The sequence below is a fragment of the Streptomyces sp. NPDC001515 genome (genome assembly GCF_053597115.1).
Map to the genome: position 1 here is coordinate 45,067 of NZ_JBSFHN010000001.1, position 16,125 is coordinate 61,191.

Consider the following 16,125-nt stretch of genomic DNA (forward strand, 5'->3'; position numbering starts at 1 on the left):
AGCGGTCAGGTCGTACGGGGGGTGGCGGCGGCGAGCGCGGCGCGCAGATGGCCGTCCGACGCGGTCAGCAGCGTGGCCGCGGTGGGACCGTCGACCTGGCCCAGGATCGTGAGGATGGCGTTCTTCACCTCGCCGTCCGTCGCGGCGAGCGCGGCCTCGATCTCCTCGTCGGAGGCACCGGTGGCCAGGGAGACGATCCGCCGCGAGCGGGCCCGCAGCTTCTCGTTGGAGGCGCGGACGTCGACCATCAGATTCCCGTACGTCTTGCCGAGCCGGATCATCGTGATGGTCGAGAGCATGTTGAGGACGAGCTTCTGGGCCGTGCCCGCCTTGAGCCGGGTCGAACCGGTCAGCAGCTCCGGTCCGACGACGACCTCGACCGGGTGCTCGGCGGCGGCGCCCAGCGCGGAGTCCGCGTTGCAGGACAGGCCGATGGTCAGCGCGCCCTTCGCGCGGGCGTGCTCGACCGCGCCGACCGCGTACGGCGTGCGGCCGGAGGCCGAGATGCCGACCACCGTGTCGTCGGCGGTCAGACCCAGACCTTCGAGGTCGGCGGCGGCCAGCTCCTTGCTGTCCTCCGCACCCTCGACGGCGGTGACCATCGCGGACGGGCCGCCCGCGATCAGCCCGATCACCTCGGCCGGGTCCGTGTTGAACGTGGGCGGGCACTCGCTGGCGTCCAGCACCCCGAGCCGGCCCGCCGTGCCCGCGCCCGCGTAGATCAGCCGGCCGCCCCGGGCCATCCGCTCCGCGACGGCGTCGATCGCCGCGGCGATCTCGGGCAGCCGCTCACCCACGGCGGCGGGCACCGAGCGGTCCTCGCCGTTCATGATCCGGGCGATCTCCGCCGTGCCGAGCCGGTCGATCTCGGCCAGCTCGGGGCGGAACGCCTCGGTGGTGAGGGTGTCGAGCTGGGCGCGCAGCTCGCCGTATGCGTCGGAACCCGGTCCGTCGGAGCCGGACCGGTCGGAGCCGTATCCGTCGGAGGGGGTGGCGCCGGTGTCGGTGAGGGAGGTCATGGAGAGCGGCTCTGCTTTCTTGAACTCGTACGTACGGTTCCGCGGGTGCGGGTGCGGGTGCGGGTGCGGGTGCGGGTGCCGGAGGGCTGGGCTGTGGGTCAGCGGGTGCGCGGGGTGTGGCGGTGTGCCAGGGCCTCGTACGACGCGGCGAGCGCGGGGGCGGCCGTCTCGTACGTCCGCTGGGCGACCCCTATGAAGAGGCAGTCGACCACCAGCAACTGGCTGGTGCGGCTGGACATGGCGGCCGGGCGCAGCTCGCTCTCGCGGGCGGTGGACGTGGTCAGCACGTGGTCGGCGTACTGCGTCACGGGCCCGTCCGGGCGGCCGGTGATCGCGATCGTCGTCGCGCCCCGGTCGAAGGCGACCCGCAGCGGCTCTATGACGTCGCCCGTCGAGCCGGAGTGCGTGATCGCGATGGCCACGTCGCCGGAGCGCAACTGCACGGCGTTGGTCACCGCGAGGTGCGGGTCGGTGTGGGAGTGGGCGATCAGGCCGATGCGGGCGAGCTTCTGCGCGAGGTCCTGGCCGACCAGCGAGGAGGCGCCCACCCCGTAGATGTCGATCCGGCGCGCGGTCGCCGCGGCGGCCACGGCGGCGCCCAACTGCACCGTGTCGAGCCCGGCGGCGGTGTCCGCGAGGGTCTGCTGCTCGTCGTAGGCCAGCTTGGCGACCACGTCGGCGATCGGGTCGTCCACCGCTATGTCCGCCGTGACGGCGGGGGCCCGGCCGGACTGCTGGTGGGCGGCGAGACCGGCCAGCGCGAGGCGCAGATCCCGGTAGCCGGGGTAGCCGAGGAGGCGGGCCGTGCGGACCACGGTGGCCTCGCTCGTGCCCGTCAGCTCGGCGAGACCGGTGACCGTGAGGGCGGCGCAGCCGGCCGGGTCACCGGCGACGGCCTCGGCGACCCGCTGCATCGAACGGGTCATGGACGGTGCGAGGGTCCGCACCTTGGCCGCCAGCGCGGCGGGCGCGGGCGGCGAATCCGGGCTGAAACTTTCCTTCAGGTCATGGGTCACCTTTGAAAGATATTTTCAACCCTCCTGTCCGTCAACCCCCCTTTTCGCCGGGGCGTCCGGGCGCCGGGTGGACAATGGCTGCATGGAGATGAACCCCCTGGAGCAGGCGCTGCACACCGCCCGCGCACTGGTCATGGCCGATCTCGCCGCCGGAGACGTGGCGGAGGCGCAGATCGTCTCGCTGGTCGAGGACGCGGTGACGCACCGGCGCTGGTGGGTCGAGCAGTGGCCGGAAGGGGTGGAGTTCGTCACGGGTCTCATCGCCCAGGACGTCCAGGACGCCCTGCTGGAGCGGTACGGCCGCTGGCCGCTCTGCCCGGTCTGCGACGCGGGCGACCCGCACGCCCTGGACGTCGAGCCCGAGCTGGGCGCCGACCCGCACTGGGTCTGCGCGAAGGCGGCCGTGGCCGTCGCCCCGGTCGGCGGACTGGCGGGGATACCGCGGCCGTGACCGTCTACATCGACCCCCCGGACTGGCCCGGACACGGCCGGTTCTGGTCGCACCTCGTCAGTGACGTGTCCTTCGAGGAGCTGCACGCCTTCGCCGCGTCCATCGGCTGCCCGCCCCGCGCCTTCGAACGCGACCACTACGACGTGCCGGCCGCCCGGTACGAGGACGCGGTGCGGGCCGGTGCCCGCCAGATCGGCTCCAAGGAGCTGGTGCGCCGCATCACCGAGGCCGGACTCCGCCGCCCCAAGGGCCGCCCGGCCCCCGGACCGGGCGCTCCCGGACCGGCCGCTCCCGGACCGGCCGCTCCCGGACCGGCCGCTCCCGGCCGGCTTCCGCCCGCCTGAGCCGCCGCCCCCTCACCCGCCCGACGTGGGCGCGCACACCTCCGCCGTCGTGTCCTTCGACACCGCCGCAGGGGCCCCCGTCACCCGCCGGGACGCCGAGGGGCGGCGGCGCTGGAGCCGTAGCGAGACCACCACCGTGGCCAGGGCCAGGACGGTCATCGCCGCACCCGCCCACGCGGTCGCCGCGTACCCGAAGTCCAGGTCGATCACCGTGCCGCCGAGCCACGGGCCACCGGTGTTGCCGAGGTTGAACGCGGCCGTGGTCGTCGCCCCGGCCAGCGTGGGGGCCGCGCCCGCGACGTTGAACATCCGGGCGTTCAGCGCCGGAGCGGTGTAGAACGCGGAGACGCCCAGCAGGAACGACAGGACGATCACCGCCGCCTGGTTCGCCCCGAACAGGGCCAGCGCCGCCAGGAACACGGTCGACGCCGCGATCCCGCTCAGCAGCACCCCGAAGAGGTGCGCGTCGGCGACCCGGCCGCCGATCGTCGTGCCGACCAGCGCCCCGACGCCGAACAGTCCCAGCACCGTCGGCACCCAGCCCGAGTCCAGCCCCGCCACGTCCGTCAGCAGCGGCGCCAGATAGCTGAACGCGCAGAACACCCCGCCCGCCGCCAGTGCCGTGATCACGATCGACAGCCACACCTGGCGGTCCCGGTAGATCGCCACCTCCCGCCTGAGCTGCGGCTTCTCCTCGGGCAGCGGAATCCTGGGGATCAGCGTCGACACCCCGACGAGGGCCACCGCCGAGGCCGCGCCGACCGCCCAGAACGCCGAGCGCCAGCCCAGGTTCTCGCCCAGGAAGGCGCCCAGCGGCACCCCGAGCACATTGGCGATGGAGAGCCCGCCGATCATCACGGCCATCGCGCGGGCCCGCGCGTTCACCGGCACCATCGCGATGGCGACGGCCGCGCCGACCGCCCAGAACCCGGCGCACGCGAACGCGCTGACCACCCGGGACACGAAGAGCACCTCGTACGTCGGCGCCAGCGCCCCCGCGACCTGGCCCAGGCCGAACACGGAGATCAGCGCGATGAGCGTGGTGCGGCGGGGCAGCCGGAGCGTCGCCACGGCGAGCAGCGGGGCGCCGATCACCATGCCGATCGCGAAGGCGGAGATGAGGAGACCGGCGCGCGGGATCGACACGTCCATGTCGTCGGCGATCGGGGGCAGCAGCCCGGAGAGCATGAACTCGCTCGTGCCGAGTGCGAAGACCGAGAGGCCGAGTATGTATACGGCGAGGGGCATACGGGTGCGGCTGGCGGTGGAGTCGGGCATGACACCTCGCAACAGCGCGACCGTGCCCCGCATTCCCCCGCGCGCCGCCTTCGTGCCCGTACACGTACGGGTACGCGTACGTTTTCAGCCGGCGAGCAGGCCCAGTTCCGTGGCCAGATTGTGGCGGGCCCGGTCCTCCCACCGCGCCGACCCCTCCGGCGTACGGAACAGCCTCGGCAGCCCGAGCAACTGCCGGAGCACCGCCGCCCGGCCCTCCCGGAAGGCGTCCTCCGGCACGAAGCCGTACTCCTCGCGGACCTGCGCCGCGTACCGCGCGTACTCCTCCGGCGACCCCGCCAGGACCGCCAGGTCCGCGTCGCACAGCACCTCGCCGTTGCGGTCGCCGGGGGCCGGGTCGTGGGAGACGGTCAGCCGGACCAGCCGGGCCACCTCGGCCGTCGTCGCCGGGGCCACGCCCGCCTCGGCCAGGGCGCGCTCGGCGAGGACGGCGCTGCGCTCCTCGTTCTCCGAACGGTCGGGCCGGTAGACCGCGTCGTGGAACCAGGCCGCCAGCCGGACCGCGTCCGCGTCCTCGGCGTGGGCGGCCAGGGTGTCGACGTGGTCGAGGACCGCCGCCAGATGAGCGGTGGTGTGGTAGCGGCGCTGGGGCTCGTCCCACCGCGCCAGGAGGTTGTCGGCGTACGGAAGCGGATCGGGCCCCTCCGCGCCGCCCCGGGCGGCGACGAGGGTGTCCTGCCAGCGGACGCGGAGACTCTGCGCGCTCTCGGTCATGACGGCGACTCTAAGGGCTGCCCGCAGCCTCACGTGTCCCTCGTGTCAGTCCGGGCGCTGTCGCCAGGGCCTGCCCGCCGCGTCCCGGCCCCGGTGTCAGTCCGGGGGGCTGTCGCCCGGCCGGTCCACGCAGGACAGGGCCATGACCTCGTCCTCGGTGGGCCGGGCCTCGTCACGGGTCGCCTTGGGGACGGCCGGAAGGTTGTTCCGGAAGTCGTTCTCCCAGGCGGTCGCCTTGCTGAGGTACTGGACGAGCTTGTCGCGCAGCCGGACGCAGTCCTTGCGATGGCCCTTGGCCATCGCGATGCCGTAGTCGTTGGGCTCACCGAACTTGATGCCGTCCACGACCCGCAGCGACGGATTGGCGTCCATGAACCCGTACAGGATGAGCTGGTCCGTGGAGACCGCGTCGACCTCCTTGTTCTTCAGGGCGTTCACGCAGTAGTTCGCGTCCTCCTCGACCCTCTTCACGATCTTGTCGTGGGCCGGTTTGCTCAGCTCGTTCGCCGACGTGGTGCCCTTCCAGACACAGACGACCTTGCCGCTGAGATCGGCCAGCGAGCGGATGCTCCGGTCCGCGTCCCGGATCAGGAAGCCCTGCTGGGTGGAGGCGTACGGACCGACGAAGTCGAGGTCGTCGCCGCCCTTGTCCTTGGGCGCCATCCGGGACGGGGTGATGGAGAAGGTCGCCGCCACCAGTTGCACGTCGCCGTCGTGCAGCAGCTTCGCGCGGTTCTTGGACAGCACGCCACTGAAGCGCGGGGTCTCGTAGCCGAGCATGTTCATGAGCGTGCCGACCACGGCGATGTCGAAGCCGTTGTACTCGCCGTCGTGCGGCGAAAAGCTCGTACCTGGCTGGTCGCTCTTGGCCCCGACCTCCGTGTCGTTGTCGAGGATCGACGGAGGGTCGGAATCGCAGCCGGTCGTGGACATATACAGAACGGCTGCCGCGAGGGCCGCCGCGACGGCCCTCGCCCGGCGGTGCCGGGCTGCTCCTGCCATCTCTCCTGCCTCGTTCCCTGGTTGAGTGGTCCGTCAGTCGTTGTGCATGACGCCCTGCCGGTCCACCAGCCGCAGGGTGCAGCCCTCATCGGTCCGCACCCGCAGTTCGAAGGAGGCCCCGGCCCGGTCGGCGAGGTCACCGAGGGCGAAGTCGGTGGTGGAACGGGCAGGCAGGTCGGAGTGGCGCGGGGTGACTCCCTCGGTGACCGCGGTGAGCAGGACGCGCGTCTTGTGGGAGCAGGCCGGCGCGGCCGGGTCGTCCTCGCCGATCTCCAGGGTCAGCCGGAGCCGGTCCCGCCGGTCGGCCCGGTCCGGCTGCGGCATCGTCAGCGTGAGCACACTTCCCGGCGCGCCGGTCAGCGGCTGCTCCCCGCGCACCTGGATCGCCGTCGTCACCTCGCCGCCGCGCACGACGTTCTGGAACGACCACCAGCTGACCAGCGAGAAGACGAGCGAGGCGATGAGCAGCAGATCCGGCAGCAGGGGCCGCGCGCCCTCCGGGGAAGCCGGCCGCGCCCCGGCACCGGCCCGGCCCCGCTCCGGCGCGCGGATGCCGATGTGGGCGACGGCGGCGAGGAAGGCGAGCAGCAGGAAGACGAAGAAGACGGCGTACTGCCCGCGCGAACCACCGGGCCAGTTCCACACGGCGTACGCGGCGAGGGCGACGGACAGGACGAGGAACAGCCAGCCCGTGACGAAGGAGGCCCGCCGGCTGAAGACCTGCAACAGCACGCCGATCGATCCGACGAGCGTGTTCCCGCTCCCCTCCGACCGGACGTTGATCCCCTGCCCGCCACCGGGGTGCTGACTCATGGCCGGTCGGCTCTCGGAGCCGGATTGACGTTCTCGATCCGGTCGATATGGCCGATCAGCGTGTTGTTGTCGCCGGTCGACGTCATGGTGATGGCCGGCGCGGCGGGGGAGGGGGCAGGGGCGGGCTGCCGGCCGCCCACGAGCGCGACGAGATCGGCTTGGCCATCATCGGCGCCGTCCAGCCAGATGCGCAGCGCCTCGACGAGCCGGGCGCGGTCGGCGGGACCCAGCCCCTCGAAGCCGCGGACCAGCTCGTCGGCGGTCCCGGGCGGGAGCGCGGCCCGGCCGTCGTCGGCCGGTGCGTCCCGCCGGACGAGGCCGCGGAAGAGGTCCTCACCGGCGTCGACCGTCCGGTCGGAGGCGCGCTGAAGGGCACCCTCCGCCACCCGGGAGGCGAAGAAGGAGAAGTGGGGGGCAAGTTGGCCGGCCAGATCGATCAACAGGGACACGACGGCTCCAGGAGTCTCCGGGTGACTGCCAACACTCTTGATACTCAGGGTAATTGAGTATGCGCGTTTCCGGTATCACGGGCGAGTGCCCCGGGGGCCCGGTGATTGGATGGGCGCGTGACTGACACACGTGATCCCGAGCTTCCCGGTCTCCTCCTCCGTACCGAGCGGGACCTCCTCGTTCCGCTGCTCCGGTCCGCCCCGGCCGCCGACTTCGAGCTGCGGACCGCCTGCCCCGGCTGGACGGTGCGCGATCTGCTCGCGCACTGCGGTTCGGCGCTGAACCGGGTGGTGGAGAGCCGGTTCGGACCGGACGTCTTCAGCCCGGAGTGCAACGAGCGGGACATCGCCGAGCGTGCCGACTGGACCCGCGAGCAGGTGATCGACGAGCTGGAGCACGGGATGACCGAGGCCGGTGCGGCGATCGCCGCCGCGGGCGGGGTGCTGGACGCGGTCGCCCTGGGCGAGTGGATCCACGCGGGCGACGTCCGTGCCGCCTGGGGCCTGCCCGGCGCGTACGAGGGACCGGGCCTCCCGTACGCGCTGCGGCTGATCGGACCGCGCGCCCGGCAGGTCAAGGCCGTGCCGTACGTTGCCGAACTCATCGGCTCCGGGGAGGAGCTGAGCGTCGGCGCCGCGCGGGAGGACCGCGAGGCCGGCCGCTACCGGGGCGACGGCGCCACCCTCGTCCGGCTCGTCTCGGGCCGGCCGCTGGTGGGGACGCGGTACGCGTTGGAGGGCGTGCGAGAGGCGGAGATGAACCTCTTCGGCTGAGACACCCGGGCCGCCGGCCCGGCGCGGGCGCTACGGTGCGCCCGTGACGAATCCGACGCAACTCACGGACGGACCGGGCGCCGACGAGCGGCCGGGCCCCGTCGTGGTCATGGACCTCAACGCGGACCTCGGCGAGGGCTTCGGGCGATGGACGCTCACCGACGACGAAGCCCTCCTCGCCTGCGTGACCAGCGCCAATGTCGCCTGCGGATTCCACGCGGGCGACGCGTCCGTGATGCGGCGGGTCTGCGCGGCGGCGGCCGAGCGCGGCGTACGCATCGGCGCCCAGGTCTCCTACCGCGACCTGGCGGGCTTCGGCCGCCGCGCCATGGACGTGCCCGCCGCCGAACTGGCCGCCGAGGTCGCGTACCAGATCGGCGCGTTGCGGGTGTTCGCCGAGGCCGCCGGCTCCCGCGTCTCGTACGTCAAACCGCACGGCGCCCTCTACAACCGCACCGTCCGCGACGACGAGCAGGCCGCCGCCGTGATCGAGGGCGTACGGCTGGCCGGCGGCGGGCTCGCCGTCCTCGGGCTCCCCGGCTCCCGGCTGCTCGCCCGCGCCGCCGACGCCGGACTGCCCGCCGTCGAGGAGGCCTTCGCGGACCGCGCCTACACCCCGCAGGGCACCCTCGTCCCGCGAACTGAACCCGGCGCGGTGGTGCACGACGCGGACGAGGTCGTACGCCGGGGCGTCGCCTTCGCCGTCGAGCGCTCCGTGACCGGGGCCGACGGGGTCCGGATACCGGTCGCCGCCCGCTCCCTGTGCGTCCACGGCGACACCCCCGGCGCGGCGGCCCTCGCCCGGCGCGTGCGGACCGCGCTGGAGGAAGCGGGCGTCGCCGTACGGGCGTTCACGTCATGAGCGCGGGGGAGGAGACCGCGAACGGGCGGAGCGCCACGCCCACCGGGCCCACCGCACCCCGCACCACCCGGCCCGCCGTCCGGCCCGGGAGGCCGCCCACCGCCCTGCCCGGGAGGCCGCCCACCGCCCCGCCCACCGTCCTGCCCGCCGGGCCGGACGCGCTGCTCGTGGAGCTGGCGCACCGGGAGGACGCGGACGCCTTCCACACGGAGGTGCTGCGCCGGCGCGCGGCCGGTGAGCTGCCGCAGGTGCGGGACATCGTGCCCGGTGAGCGGACGGTGCTCCTCGACGGGATCGCCGGGAGCGGCGCCGCCGCGCTCGCCCGGGAGGTGCGGGGCTGGACGGTTCCGCCGCCGCGACCCGGAAGCGGTGCGGTGGTCGAACTCGCGGTCGTCTACGACGGGCCGGACCTGGCCGAGGTGGCGGAGGTCTGGGGCGTGGCGGCCGAGGACGTGGCCCGCATCCACGCCGGTACGGAATTCCGGGTCGCCTTCTGCGGATTCGCCCCCGGCTTCGGCTATCTCACCGGTCTGCCCGGCCACCTCCACCTGCCGCGCCGGGCCACGCCCCGGACCAGGGTCCCGGCGGGCGCGGTGGCGCTGGCCGGCCCGTACACCGGGGTCTACCCGCGCCCGTCCCCGGGCGGCTGGCAGCTCATCGGCCGGCTGCCGGACCCCGGCCCCCTCTGGGACCCGGACCGCGAACCGGCCGCGCTCCTGACCCCCGGGACCCGCGTCCGCTTCGTGGAGGCCGTGCGATGACGCCGTACGGAGGAGAGGCGCCCGGTGCGGTGGAGGGCGGGTACGCGGCGACGCCGTACGAGGGCGAGCGGCGCGGGGCGGTGCTGCCGGCGCCCCGGGACGCGGCGACGGGCGGGGGCGCGGCGACGCCGTACGCGTTCCTCCGCGTCGTCCGGGCCGGTGCGCTGACCAGCGTGCAGGACGAGGGGCGGCCGGGCTTCGCGCATCTGGGCGTCGGACGGGCCGGCGCCCTGGACGCGCCGGCCGCGCGGCTGGCCAACCGGCTGGCCGGAAACCCGGCCGGGGCCGCGCTCCTGGAGACGACCGCCACCGGGTGCGCGGTGCGCCCGGACCGCGCGGTGCGCGTGGTCGTGGGCGGGGCGCCGTGCCGGGTGACGGTGGACGGGCGGCCGGTGGCGTGGGGCGCCCCGGTCCGGGTGCCGGGCGGTGCGGTGCTGGACGTGGGGCACGCGGAGCACGGACTGCGCGGCTATGTGGCGTTCGCGGGCGGCGTCGCCGTGCCCCCGGTGCTCGGCAGCAGGTCGGCGGACCTGCTCTCCGGGCTGGGCCCGGCGCCCCTGCGCGACGGGGACGTCCTGCCCCTCGGGCGGCCGGCGCCGGCCGGTGCCCCGGCGGGCGACGCGTGGCCGTGGGGCGGGGTGCCCGAGGCGCTCGTCCTGCCGCTGCGCCTCGGGCCCCGCCACACCTGGTTCACCCCGGCCGCCCTCCGTACGCTCACCACAGCGCTCTACCGTGTCGGCCCGCAGAGCAACCGCATCGGCCTGCGCACCGAGGGACCGCCCCTCGCGCGCGAGCGGGCGGGCGAGCTGCCCAGCGAGGGCATGGTGCTCGGCGCGGTCCAGGTCCCGCCGGACGGCCGCCCGGTCGTCTTCCTCAACGACCACCCGACGACCGGGGGGTATCCGGTCGTCGGCGTCGTGACCGCACCGGCGCTCGCGGCCGCCGCCCAGGCGGTCCCGGGCACCCCGCTCCGCTTCGTCCGCGCCCCCGGCTGACCGGTCGCCTCACCCGGATCACCCGGATCAGCCGTCCCGCCGCCCGGCCGCCTCAGCCGGGTCAGCGGTCACACAGTCGCGGGCAGCCCGAAGTGGTCGGCGATGAGGCGCAGCGTCAGGGCGCCGTCGGCGTTGAAGGCGGGGTCGGCATACGCCGGGGTCTCCCGGCCGACGATCCCGGCGGCCAGCAGCTCACCGACCAGCAGATCCCCGTGGCGCCGCGACTCCCGGCCCCCGCCGACGTTGAAGTACGTCCGCCCGAAGCCGCCCCGGCTGTTCACGAAGTGGAACGGGTGGTCCGCGCAGTGCTGAATGGAGCGGTTCCGCCCGTTCGGGCAGTCGCAGGCGGGGACACCCGACAGGAACACCGTCTCGACCCGGCCCGGCCCGCCGAAGCGCTCGTCGTAACGGAAGCCGGTCAGGAAGCCCGCCAGATCGGAGACCCCGTCGCCGGGCACGGCCGCCGCGTCCCACGTCACCCAGGCCCAGCCGCCCGCCTCGCCCCGCGTACGGGCCGGGTACCCGGCCTCGGCGCAGACGGCGGTCAGCTCGGCCTCGTCGATGCCCCGGGCGTACAGGGCGTACGTCCCGGGGGCGATGACCGCGTCGGCCTCGCCCGCCGCGCTTATCGGTTGCGCGGCCACGGCGGGCGCGTCGAACGGCGGGGGGTCGAGCGGAGGGGCGTCCAGGGGCGCGGAGGGCAGACCGAAGGCGTCGGCGATGGTCCGCACCAGCCGCATCTCGTCGGCGTCCGCGTGCTCGTAGCAGTCGTGCGCGTCGTTCGTCCTCCACTCCTCGCACTCCGCCGAGGGGCCTATCAGCCCTGCGGCGAACAGCTCGGCCGAGAGGTAGTCGGGGTTGTCGCCCACGCGCTGCTGGCGGAAGTCCTCGAAGCTGAAGAAGAGCGTCGTGCGCCCGTCGCGGTAGTACGTGAAGTGGGGGCCGTGCGCCTTCGCGCTGCACGGCTCGGTGACGAAGACGGCGATCTCCGCGCCCTCCGGGCAGATACGCCCGTAATCCGTCAACTCGTAGTCGTCGTCCTCCTCGTCGATCATGTCGTGCACGGCCCACGCCCAGCCGTCCGCCTCCCCGTGGGCGAGCGGCGGGCGGCCCTGCGCGCGCAGCCCCTCGAAGAAGGTCTCGGCGGGCAGGCCCCGGGTGAAGGCGAGATTCACCTCGTGGCCGGGGAACGTGTCGTGCAGCCAGGTCGTCATGGTCCCGAGCGTAGGCGCGGCCACTGACAACGCCGCAGGCCCAGGGGTGCGTTGAGGGTTCGCTGCCCGCCCAAAACCGCACGACAGGGCCGCGCGGCCTCTGGAAGGCTGCGCACGACATCCCGTACGGCGACTGGGCAGGTGGACGATGGCTTTCGTGTTGGAGGGACCGGTTCTGGAGGGCGGCCGGGTACGCCTGGAACCCCTGGGGCACCACCACATGGAGGATCTGGCGGTCGCCGCGGAAGTGGACCGGAGTTCGTACCGGTTCACGTGGGTGCCCCGCGCCCACGAGGTCGAGGAGTACTTCGAAGCCCAGTTCGTCCGTACCGCCACCGGGAAGCTGTTCCCCTACGCGCAGATCGACCGGGCGTCCGGCCGGGCGGTCGGTGTCACGGCGTACTGGGAGCCCCGGTACTGGCTGGACGAGGACACCCTGAGCGCGATCGAGGTCGGGTTCACCTGGCTCGCCGCCTCCGCTCAGGGCACCGGAATCAATGCCGAAGCCAAGTACCTGCTGTTCCGGCACGCGTTCGAGACCTGGCGGGTGGCCCGGGTCGATCTGAAGACCGACGCCCGCAACAGCCGCTCCCGGGCCGCGATCGAGTCGGTCGGCGGGCGCTTCGAGGGCGTCCTGCGCAACTGGTCGCGCTCCTGGGCGCCCGGCGAGGACGGGCTGCTCCGCGATTCGGCGATCTTCTCGATCACGGCCGAGGAGTGGCCGGAACGCCGCGCCGCCCTCGAAGCGCGCCTCGCGCGGTAGGACGCGGCCCGGTTCCGGCGGACGGCCGGACCGCTCTTCCCGTACACGCCGCACGACGGCCGGGCCCGGCTCCCTCGGAGGAGCCGGGCCCGGCCGTCGTCCGCGGTGACGCGGTCACTCAGGTGCTACGAGCCCGCGCGGAACCCCCGCAGCCGCAGCGAGTTGCCGACGACGAACACCGACGAGAACGCCATCGCGGCCCCGGCGATCATCGGGTTCAGCAGCCCCATCGCGGCCAGCGGCAGCGCGGCCACGTTGTACGCGAAGGCCCAGAACAGGTTCGTACGGATGGTGCCGAGCGTCCGGCGCGAGAGCCGGATCGCGTCCGCGGCGGCCCGCAGGTCCCCGCGTACCAGGGTCAGGTCACCGGCCTCGATGGCCGCGTCGGTGCCGGTGCCCATGGCCAGGCCCAGATCGGCCTGGGCGAGCGCGGCGGCGTCGTTGACGCCGTCCCCGACCATCGCGACCGAGCGGCCCTCCGCCTGGAGGCGCTTGACGACGTCCACCTTGTCCTGCGGCATGACCTCCGCGTACACCTCGTCGATGCCGACCTCGGCGGCGACGGACTCGGCGACCGCCCGGTTGTCCCCGGTCAGCAGGATCGGCTTCAGGCCCAGGCGGCGCAGCCGCCCGATGGCCTCGGCGCTGGTCTCCTTGACCGCGTCGGCCACCTCGACCACCGCGCGCGCCTGGCCGTCCCAGGCGACCGCGATCGCCGTGCGGCCCGCGGCCTCCGCCTCCGCCTTGCGGAGCGCCAGCTCCTCGGGCAGCCGGATCTCCCACTCGGCCAGCAACTGCTCCCGGCCGACGAGGACGGCGTGGCCCTCGACGATGCCCTGGACACCCAGCCCGGGGACGTTCGCGAAGTCCTCGGGGGTGGGGAGCGGGGTTCCGGTGCGTTCGGCGGCTCCGGTGGCGACGGCTTGGGCGATGGGGTGTTCGGAGGCGTGTTCGAGGGCTCCGGCGAGGCGGAGGACGTCGGTTTCGGTGGTGCCGGGGGTGGTGTGGACGGTCTGGAGGGTCATGCGGCCGGTGGTGACGGTGCCGGTCTTGTCGAGGACGATGGTGTCGACGCGGCGGGTGGTCTCCAGGACTTCGGGGCCCTTGATGAGGATGCCGAGCTGGGCGCCGCGTCCGGTGCCGACCATGAGGGCGGTCGGGGTGGCGAGGCCCAGAGCACACGGGCAGGCGATGATCAGGACGGCCACGGCCGCCGTGAACGCGGCCGTCAGGCCCTCCCCGGTGCCCAGCCAGTAGCCGAGCGTGCCCAGCGCCAGTGCGATGACGACGGGGACGAAGACCGCCGAGATCCGGTCGGCCAGCCGCTGCGCGGACGCCTTGCCGTTCTGCGCGTCCTCCACGAGCTGGGCCATCCGGGCGAGCTGGGTGTCGGCGCCGACCCGGGTCGCCTCCACGACGAGCCGGCCGCCCGCGTTCAGCGTCGCTCCGGTCACCTGGTCGCCCACGGCGACCTCGACGGGCACGGACTCGCCGGTCAGCATCGACGCGTCCACCGCCGAACTGCCCTCCACCACCGTGCCGTCCGTGGCGATCTTCTCGCCCGGCCGGACCAGGAAGCGGTCCCCGACCACCAGGTCCGCCGTGTCCACGATGACCTCGCGGCCGTCGCGCAGGACGGTGACCTCCTTCGCACCCAGTTCGAGCAGGGCCTTCAGTGCGGCGCCCGCCTTCCGCTTGGAACGGGCCTCGAAGTAGCGCCCGGCCAGGATGAACGCGGTGACGCCGGCGGCGGCCTCCAGATAGATGTTCCCGGAGCCGTCGCTGCGGCCGATGGTCAGCTCGAAGGGGTGCGTCATGCCGGTCATCCCGGCGGTGCCGAAGAACAGCGCCCACAGCGACCACAGGAACGCGGCCGAGGTGCCGACCGAGATCAGCGTGTCCATGGTGGCCGCGCCGTGCCGGGCGTTGGTCCACGCGGCCCGGTGGAACGGCCAGGCGGCGTAGGTGACGACCGGGGCGGTCAGCGTGAGGGAGAGCCACTGCCAGTTGTCGAACTGGAGCGCCGGGACCATCGACATGGCGATGACCGGCACGGCGAGCAGCACCGCCGTGATGAGCCGCTGCCGCAGCGGGCGCAGTTCGTCGGCCCCCTCCGCGTCCTTCGCGCCCCCGGCCGCCGTCGCGGCGTCGGAGGAGGAAGAGGCGGAGGAGGAGCGGGTGGCCGGGGGAGCGGGCCGGTGCGCGGTGTAGCCGGTCTTCTCGACGGTGGCGATCAGGTCCTCGACGGTGAGGTCCGCGCCCCGGTAGCTGACCTTGGCCTTCTCGGTGGCGTAGTTGACGGTGGCCTCGACCCCGTCCATCCGGTTGAGCTTCTTCTCGATCCGGGCCGCGCACGAGGCACAGGTCATTCCGCCGATGGCGAGTTCGACCTCTGTCGCGACGCCGGTACCTGCGGTGTCACCGGATGCGGTGACGCCGATGGTGTCTGCGGTCTGCGCGGACACGGTGCCTCCTTGCTCGTAGGGACCTTGCCGGCCGGCGGTTCCCGGACCGGGTGTCGTCCCGGTCGTTCCCCTGGTGGCCTTCATACCCCTGGGGGGTATCTCTTACGTCTTCAGGTATACCCCCTCCCCCTATGTAAACGCAAGAGTGATCCGGTACCGAATCCGGGGTCGCGCGCGTGCGGTCGCGGGTCCGCCGGCCCGCCTCGCGTATCTTCACGTTCGCGGTGAGGCTGTGCCCCGGGCCTACCGCCCCGTAGGCTGGCATTGGACTAGACCTATAGCTGCTTCCTGGAAGATTGGGTTCCCATGAGCAACCGTGCAGTCCTGGAGGTGATCGCTCTCGACGCGGAGGACGCGGTCGCCGCCCAGGCGGGTGGTGCTGACCGGCTTGAGCTGGTCACCGACATGGCGGCCGACGGCCTCACCCCGTCCTGTGCCACCTTCGCGGCGATCCGCGCCGCGGTGGACATTCCGCTGCGGGTGATGCTCAGGGTGGCCGACGGCTTCGCGGCCGGCGACATCGACGTCCTCGTGCGCAAGGCCCGCGAGCTGCGGGCGGAGGGCGCGGACGAGTTCGTGCTGGGCTTCCTGGACGCGGAGGGCCGCCCGGACCTGGTGGCCGTGGAGCGGATCGTGGCGGAGCTGGACGGCTGCCACTGGACCTTCCACCGCGCGATCGACCGCGCCGCCGACCGGGACGCGCTGCGCAAGGACCTCGCGGACCTGCCGGGCCTGGACACCTATCTCACCGCCGGTTCGCCCGCCGGGGTCGACGAGGGCATTCCGACACTGGTGGTCGAGGCCGCGCGCATGGGCGAGCCGGGGTACGAACCGCAGATCCTCGTCGGCGGCGGACTGCGCCTGGATCATCTGCCGGAGCTGCTGGACGCCGGCCTCGACGCCTTCCACATCGGCGGCGCCGCCCGCCGCGGCGGCTGGTCGGGGCCGGTCGACACGGCGGCGGTACGCGAATGGCGCGACGTGCTCGACGCGTAGCCCTCCGGGCCGGGGCGGGGTGCGCTGTCTGTCCGGTGGGTGGTGGGTGGGGTCCCTCCGGGGAGACTCCTCAGAAATGGCGTGTGCACCCGGGTAGTAAGGGGACCCGGGTCGTACGCCATTTCCTGCGGGGACTCCCCTGCGCGCCCCCACCCGGCCGTCGTGCGTCTTTCCCCCGGTGGAACCCGAGG

17 protein-coding genes are annotated in these 16,125 nt (G+C 73.8%); 8 read left to right on the forward strand and 9 right to left on the reverse strand.

The genetic code is table 11. The annotated features are described in order from the left end of the window. Positions 1-5 precede the first annotated feature (5 nt). Together murQ and ACWCXC_RS00215 are read right to left on the reverse strand one after the other, a co-directional pair. The gene (gene murQ / locus ACWCXC_RS00210) at positions 6-1,019 is read right to left on the reverse strand and encodes an N-acetylmuramic acid 6-phosphate etherase (protein WP_450682228.1); all 1,014 of its coding nucleotides are present in this window, start codon (positions 1,017-1,019) and stop codon (positions 6-8) included. 98 nt (positions 1,020-1,117) lie between these two features. Then, positions 1,118-2,035 carry a MurR/RpiR family transcriptional regulator gene (locus ACWCXC_RS00215; RefSeq protein WP_383651020.1) on the reverse strand — a complete coding sequence of 306 codons (918 nt, stop codon included), beginning with the start codon at positions 2,033-2,035 and terminating at the stop codon, positions 1,118-1,120. Between the two features lie 82 nt (positions 2,036-2,117). Between ACWCXC_RS00215 and ACWCXC_RS00220 the strand changes: the two genes are divergently transcribed. After that, positions 2,118-2,486, forward strand: a complete 369-nt coding sequence (locus ACWCXC_RS00220) for a hypothetical protein (RefSeq protein WP_450682229.1) — start codon at positions 2,118-2,120, stop codon at positions 2,484-2,486. Continuing rightward, positions 2,483-2,830, forward strand: a complete 348-nt coding sequence (locus ACWCXC_RS00225) for a DUF4031 domain-containing protein (RefSeq protein ID WP_450885634.1) — start codon at positions 2,483-2,485, stop codon at positions 2,828-2,830. Before ACWCXC_RS00220 ends, ACWCXC_RS00225 begins: the two co-directional genes overlap by 4 nt. Positions 2,831-2,842: 12 nt before the next feature. On the opposite strand, the gene ACWCXC_RS00230 is transcribed toward ACWCXC_RS00225, so the two are convergent. The 5 genes from ACWCXC_RS00230 to ACWCXC_RS00250 all read right to left on the reverse strand — a co-directional run bounded on the left by ACWCXC_RS00230 (position 2,843) and on the right by ACWCXC_RS00250 (position 7,104). After that, on the reverse strand, positions 2,843-4,078 hold the full coding sequence (locus ACWCXC_RS00230) for a Cmx/CmrA family chloramphenicol efflux MFS transporter (protein WP_450682248.1): 1,236 nt from the start codon (positions 4,076-4,078) through the stop codon (positions 2,843-2,845). Positions 4,079-4,192: 114 nt separating this feature from the next. Further along, positions 4,193-4,840, reverse strand: coding sequence for an HD domain-containing protein (locus ACWCXC_RS00235; protein ID WP_450682231.1), 648 nt, complete (start codon positions 4,838-4,840; stop codon positions 4,193-4,195). Positions 4,841-4,936: 96 nt separating this feature from the next. Beyond that, positions 4,937-5,842, reverse strand: a complete 906-nt coding sequence (locus tag ACWCXC_RS00240) for a transporter substrate-binding domain-containing protein (RefSeq protein ID WP_450885637.1) — start codon at positions 5,840-5,842, stop codon at positions 4,937-4,939. Between the two features lie 33 nt (positions 5,843-5,875). Continuing rightward, on the reverse strand, positions 5,876-6,655 hold the full coding sequence (locus tag ACWCXC_RS00245; protein ID WP_450885639.1) for a hypothetical protein: 780 nt from the start codon (positions 6,653-6,655) through the stop codon (positions 5,876-5,878). Beyond that, on the reverse strand, positions 6,652-7,104 hold the full coding sequence (locus ACWCXC_RS00250; RefSeq protein ID WP_450682234.1) for a hypothetical protein: 453 nt from the start codon (positions 7,102-7,104) through the stop codon (positions 6,652-6,654). The genes ACWCXC_RS00245 and ACWCXC_RS00250 overlap by 4 nt, the downstream gene beginning before the upstream one ends. A 117-nt stretch (positions 7,105-7,221) precedes the next feature. Here ACWCXC_RS00250 and ACWCXC_RS00255 point away from each other — a divergent pair, with 117 nt between their 5' ends. The 4 genes from ACWCXC_RS00255 (at position 7,222) to ACWCXC_RS00270 (ending at position 10,496) form a co-directional block, all read left to right on the forward strand. Then, positions 7,222-7,878 (forward strand): maleylpyruvate isomerase family mycothiol-dependent enzyme, encoded by a 657-nt coding sequence (locus tag ACWCXC_RS00255; RefSeq protein ID WP_450682235.1) that lies wholly within the window; start codon positions 7,222-7,224, stop codon positions 7,876-7,878. A 109-nt stretch (positions 7,879-7,987) separates the two neighbouring features. Then, positions 7,988-8,740 (forward strand): LamB/YcsF family protein, encoded by a 753-nt coding sequence (locus tag ACWCXC_RS00260; RefSeq protein ID WP_450682249.1) that lies wholly within the window; start codon positions 7,988-7,990, stop codon positions 8,738-8,740. After that, positions 8,737-9,501: a 5-oxoprolinase subunit B family protein gene (locus ACWCXC_RS00265; RefSeq protein WP_450885642.1), complete on the forward strand. Its 765-nt coding sequence runs from the start codon at positions 8,737-8,739 to the stop codon at positions 9,499-9,501. Before ACWCXC_RS00260 ends, ACWCXC_RS00265 begins: the two co-directional genes overlap by 4 nt. Continuing rightward, the gene (locus tag ACWCXC_RS00270) at positions 9,498-10,496 is read left to right on the forward strand and encodes a 5-oxoprolinase subunit C family protein (RefSeq protein WP_450885644.1); all 999 of its coding nucleotides are present in this window, start codon (positions 9,498-9,500) and stop codon (positions 10,494-10,496) included. Before ACWCXC_RS00265 ends, ACWCXC_RS00270 begins: the two co-directional genes overlap by 4 nt. 68 nt (positions 10,497-10,564) lie before the next feature. Here ACWCXC_RS00270 and ACWCXC_RS00275 read toward each other — a convergent pair whose 3' ends face one another. Continuing rightward, complete coding sequence (locus ACWCXC_RS00275) at positions 10,565-11,710, reverse strand: hypothetical protein (protein ID WP_450885646.1); 1,146 nt, start codon at positions 11,708-11,710, stop codon at positions 10,565-10,567. A 148-nt stretch (positions 11,711-11,858) separates the two neighbouring features. Here ACWCXC_RS00275 and ACWCXC_RS00280 point away from each other — a divergent pair, with 148 nt between their 5' ends. After that, entirely contained in the window at positions 11,859-12,473 is a 615-nt protein-coding gene (locus ACWCXC_RS00280) for a GNAT family N-acetyltransferase (RefSeq protein ID WP_450682238.1), read from the forward strand. A 125-nt stretch (positions 12,474-12,598) separates the two neighbouring features. Here the strand turns inward: ACWCXC_RS00280 and ACWCXC_RS00285 are convergent, their stop codons facing one another. Further along, a complete protein-coding gene (locus tag ACWCXC_RS00285) occupies positions 12,599-14,938 on the reverse strand; it encodes a heavy metal translocating P-type ATPase (protein ID WP_450885648.1) in 2,340 nt (779 codons plus the stop codon). 306 nt (positions 14,939-15,244) lie between these two features. Here ACWCXC_RS00285 and ACWCXC_RS00290 point away from each other — a divergent pair, with 306 nt between their 5' ends. Then, the gene (locus ACWCXC_RS00290; RefSeq protein WP_450885650.1) at positions 15,245-15,934 is read left to right on the forward strand and encodes a copper homeostasis protein CutC; all 690 of its coding nucleotides are present in this window, start codon (positions 15,245-15,247) and stop codon (positions 15,932-15,934) included. The last annotated feature ends 191 nt before the right edge of the window (positions 15,935-16,125 follow it).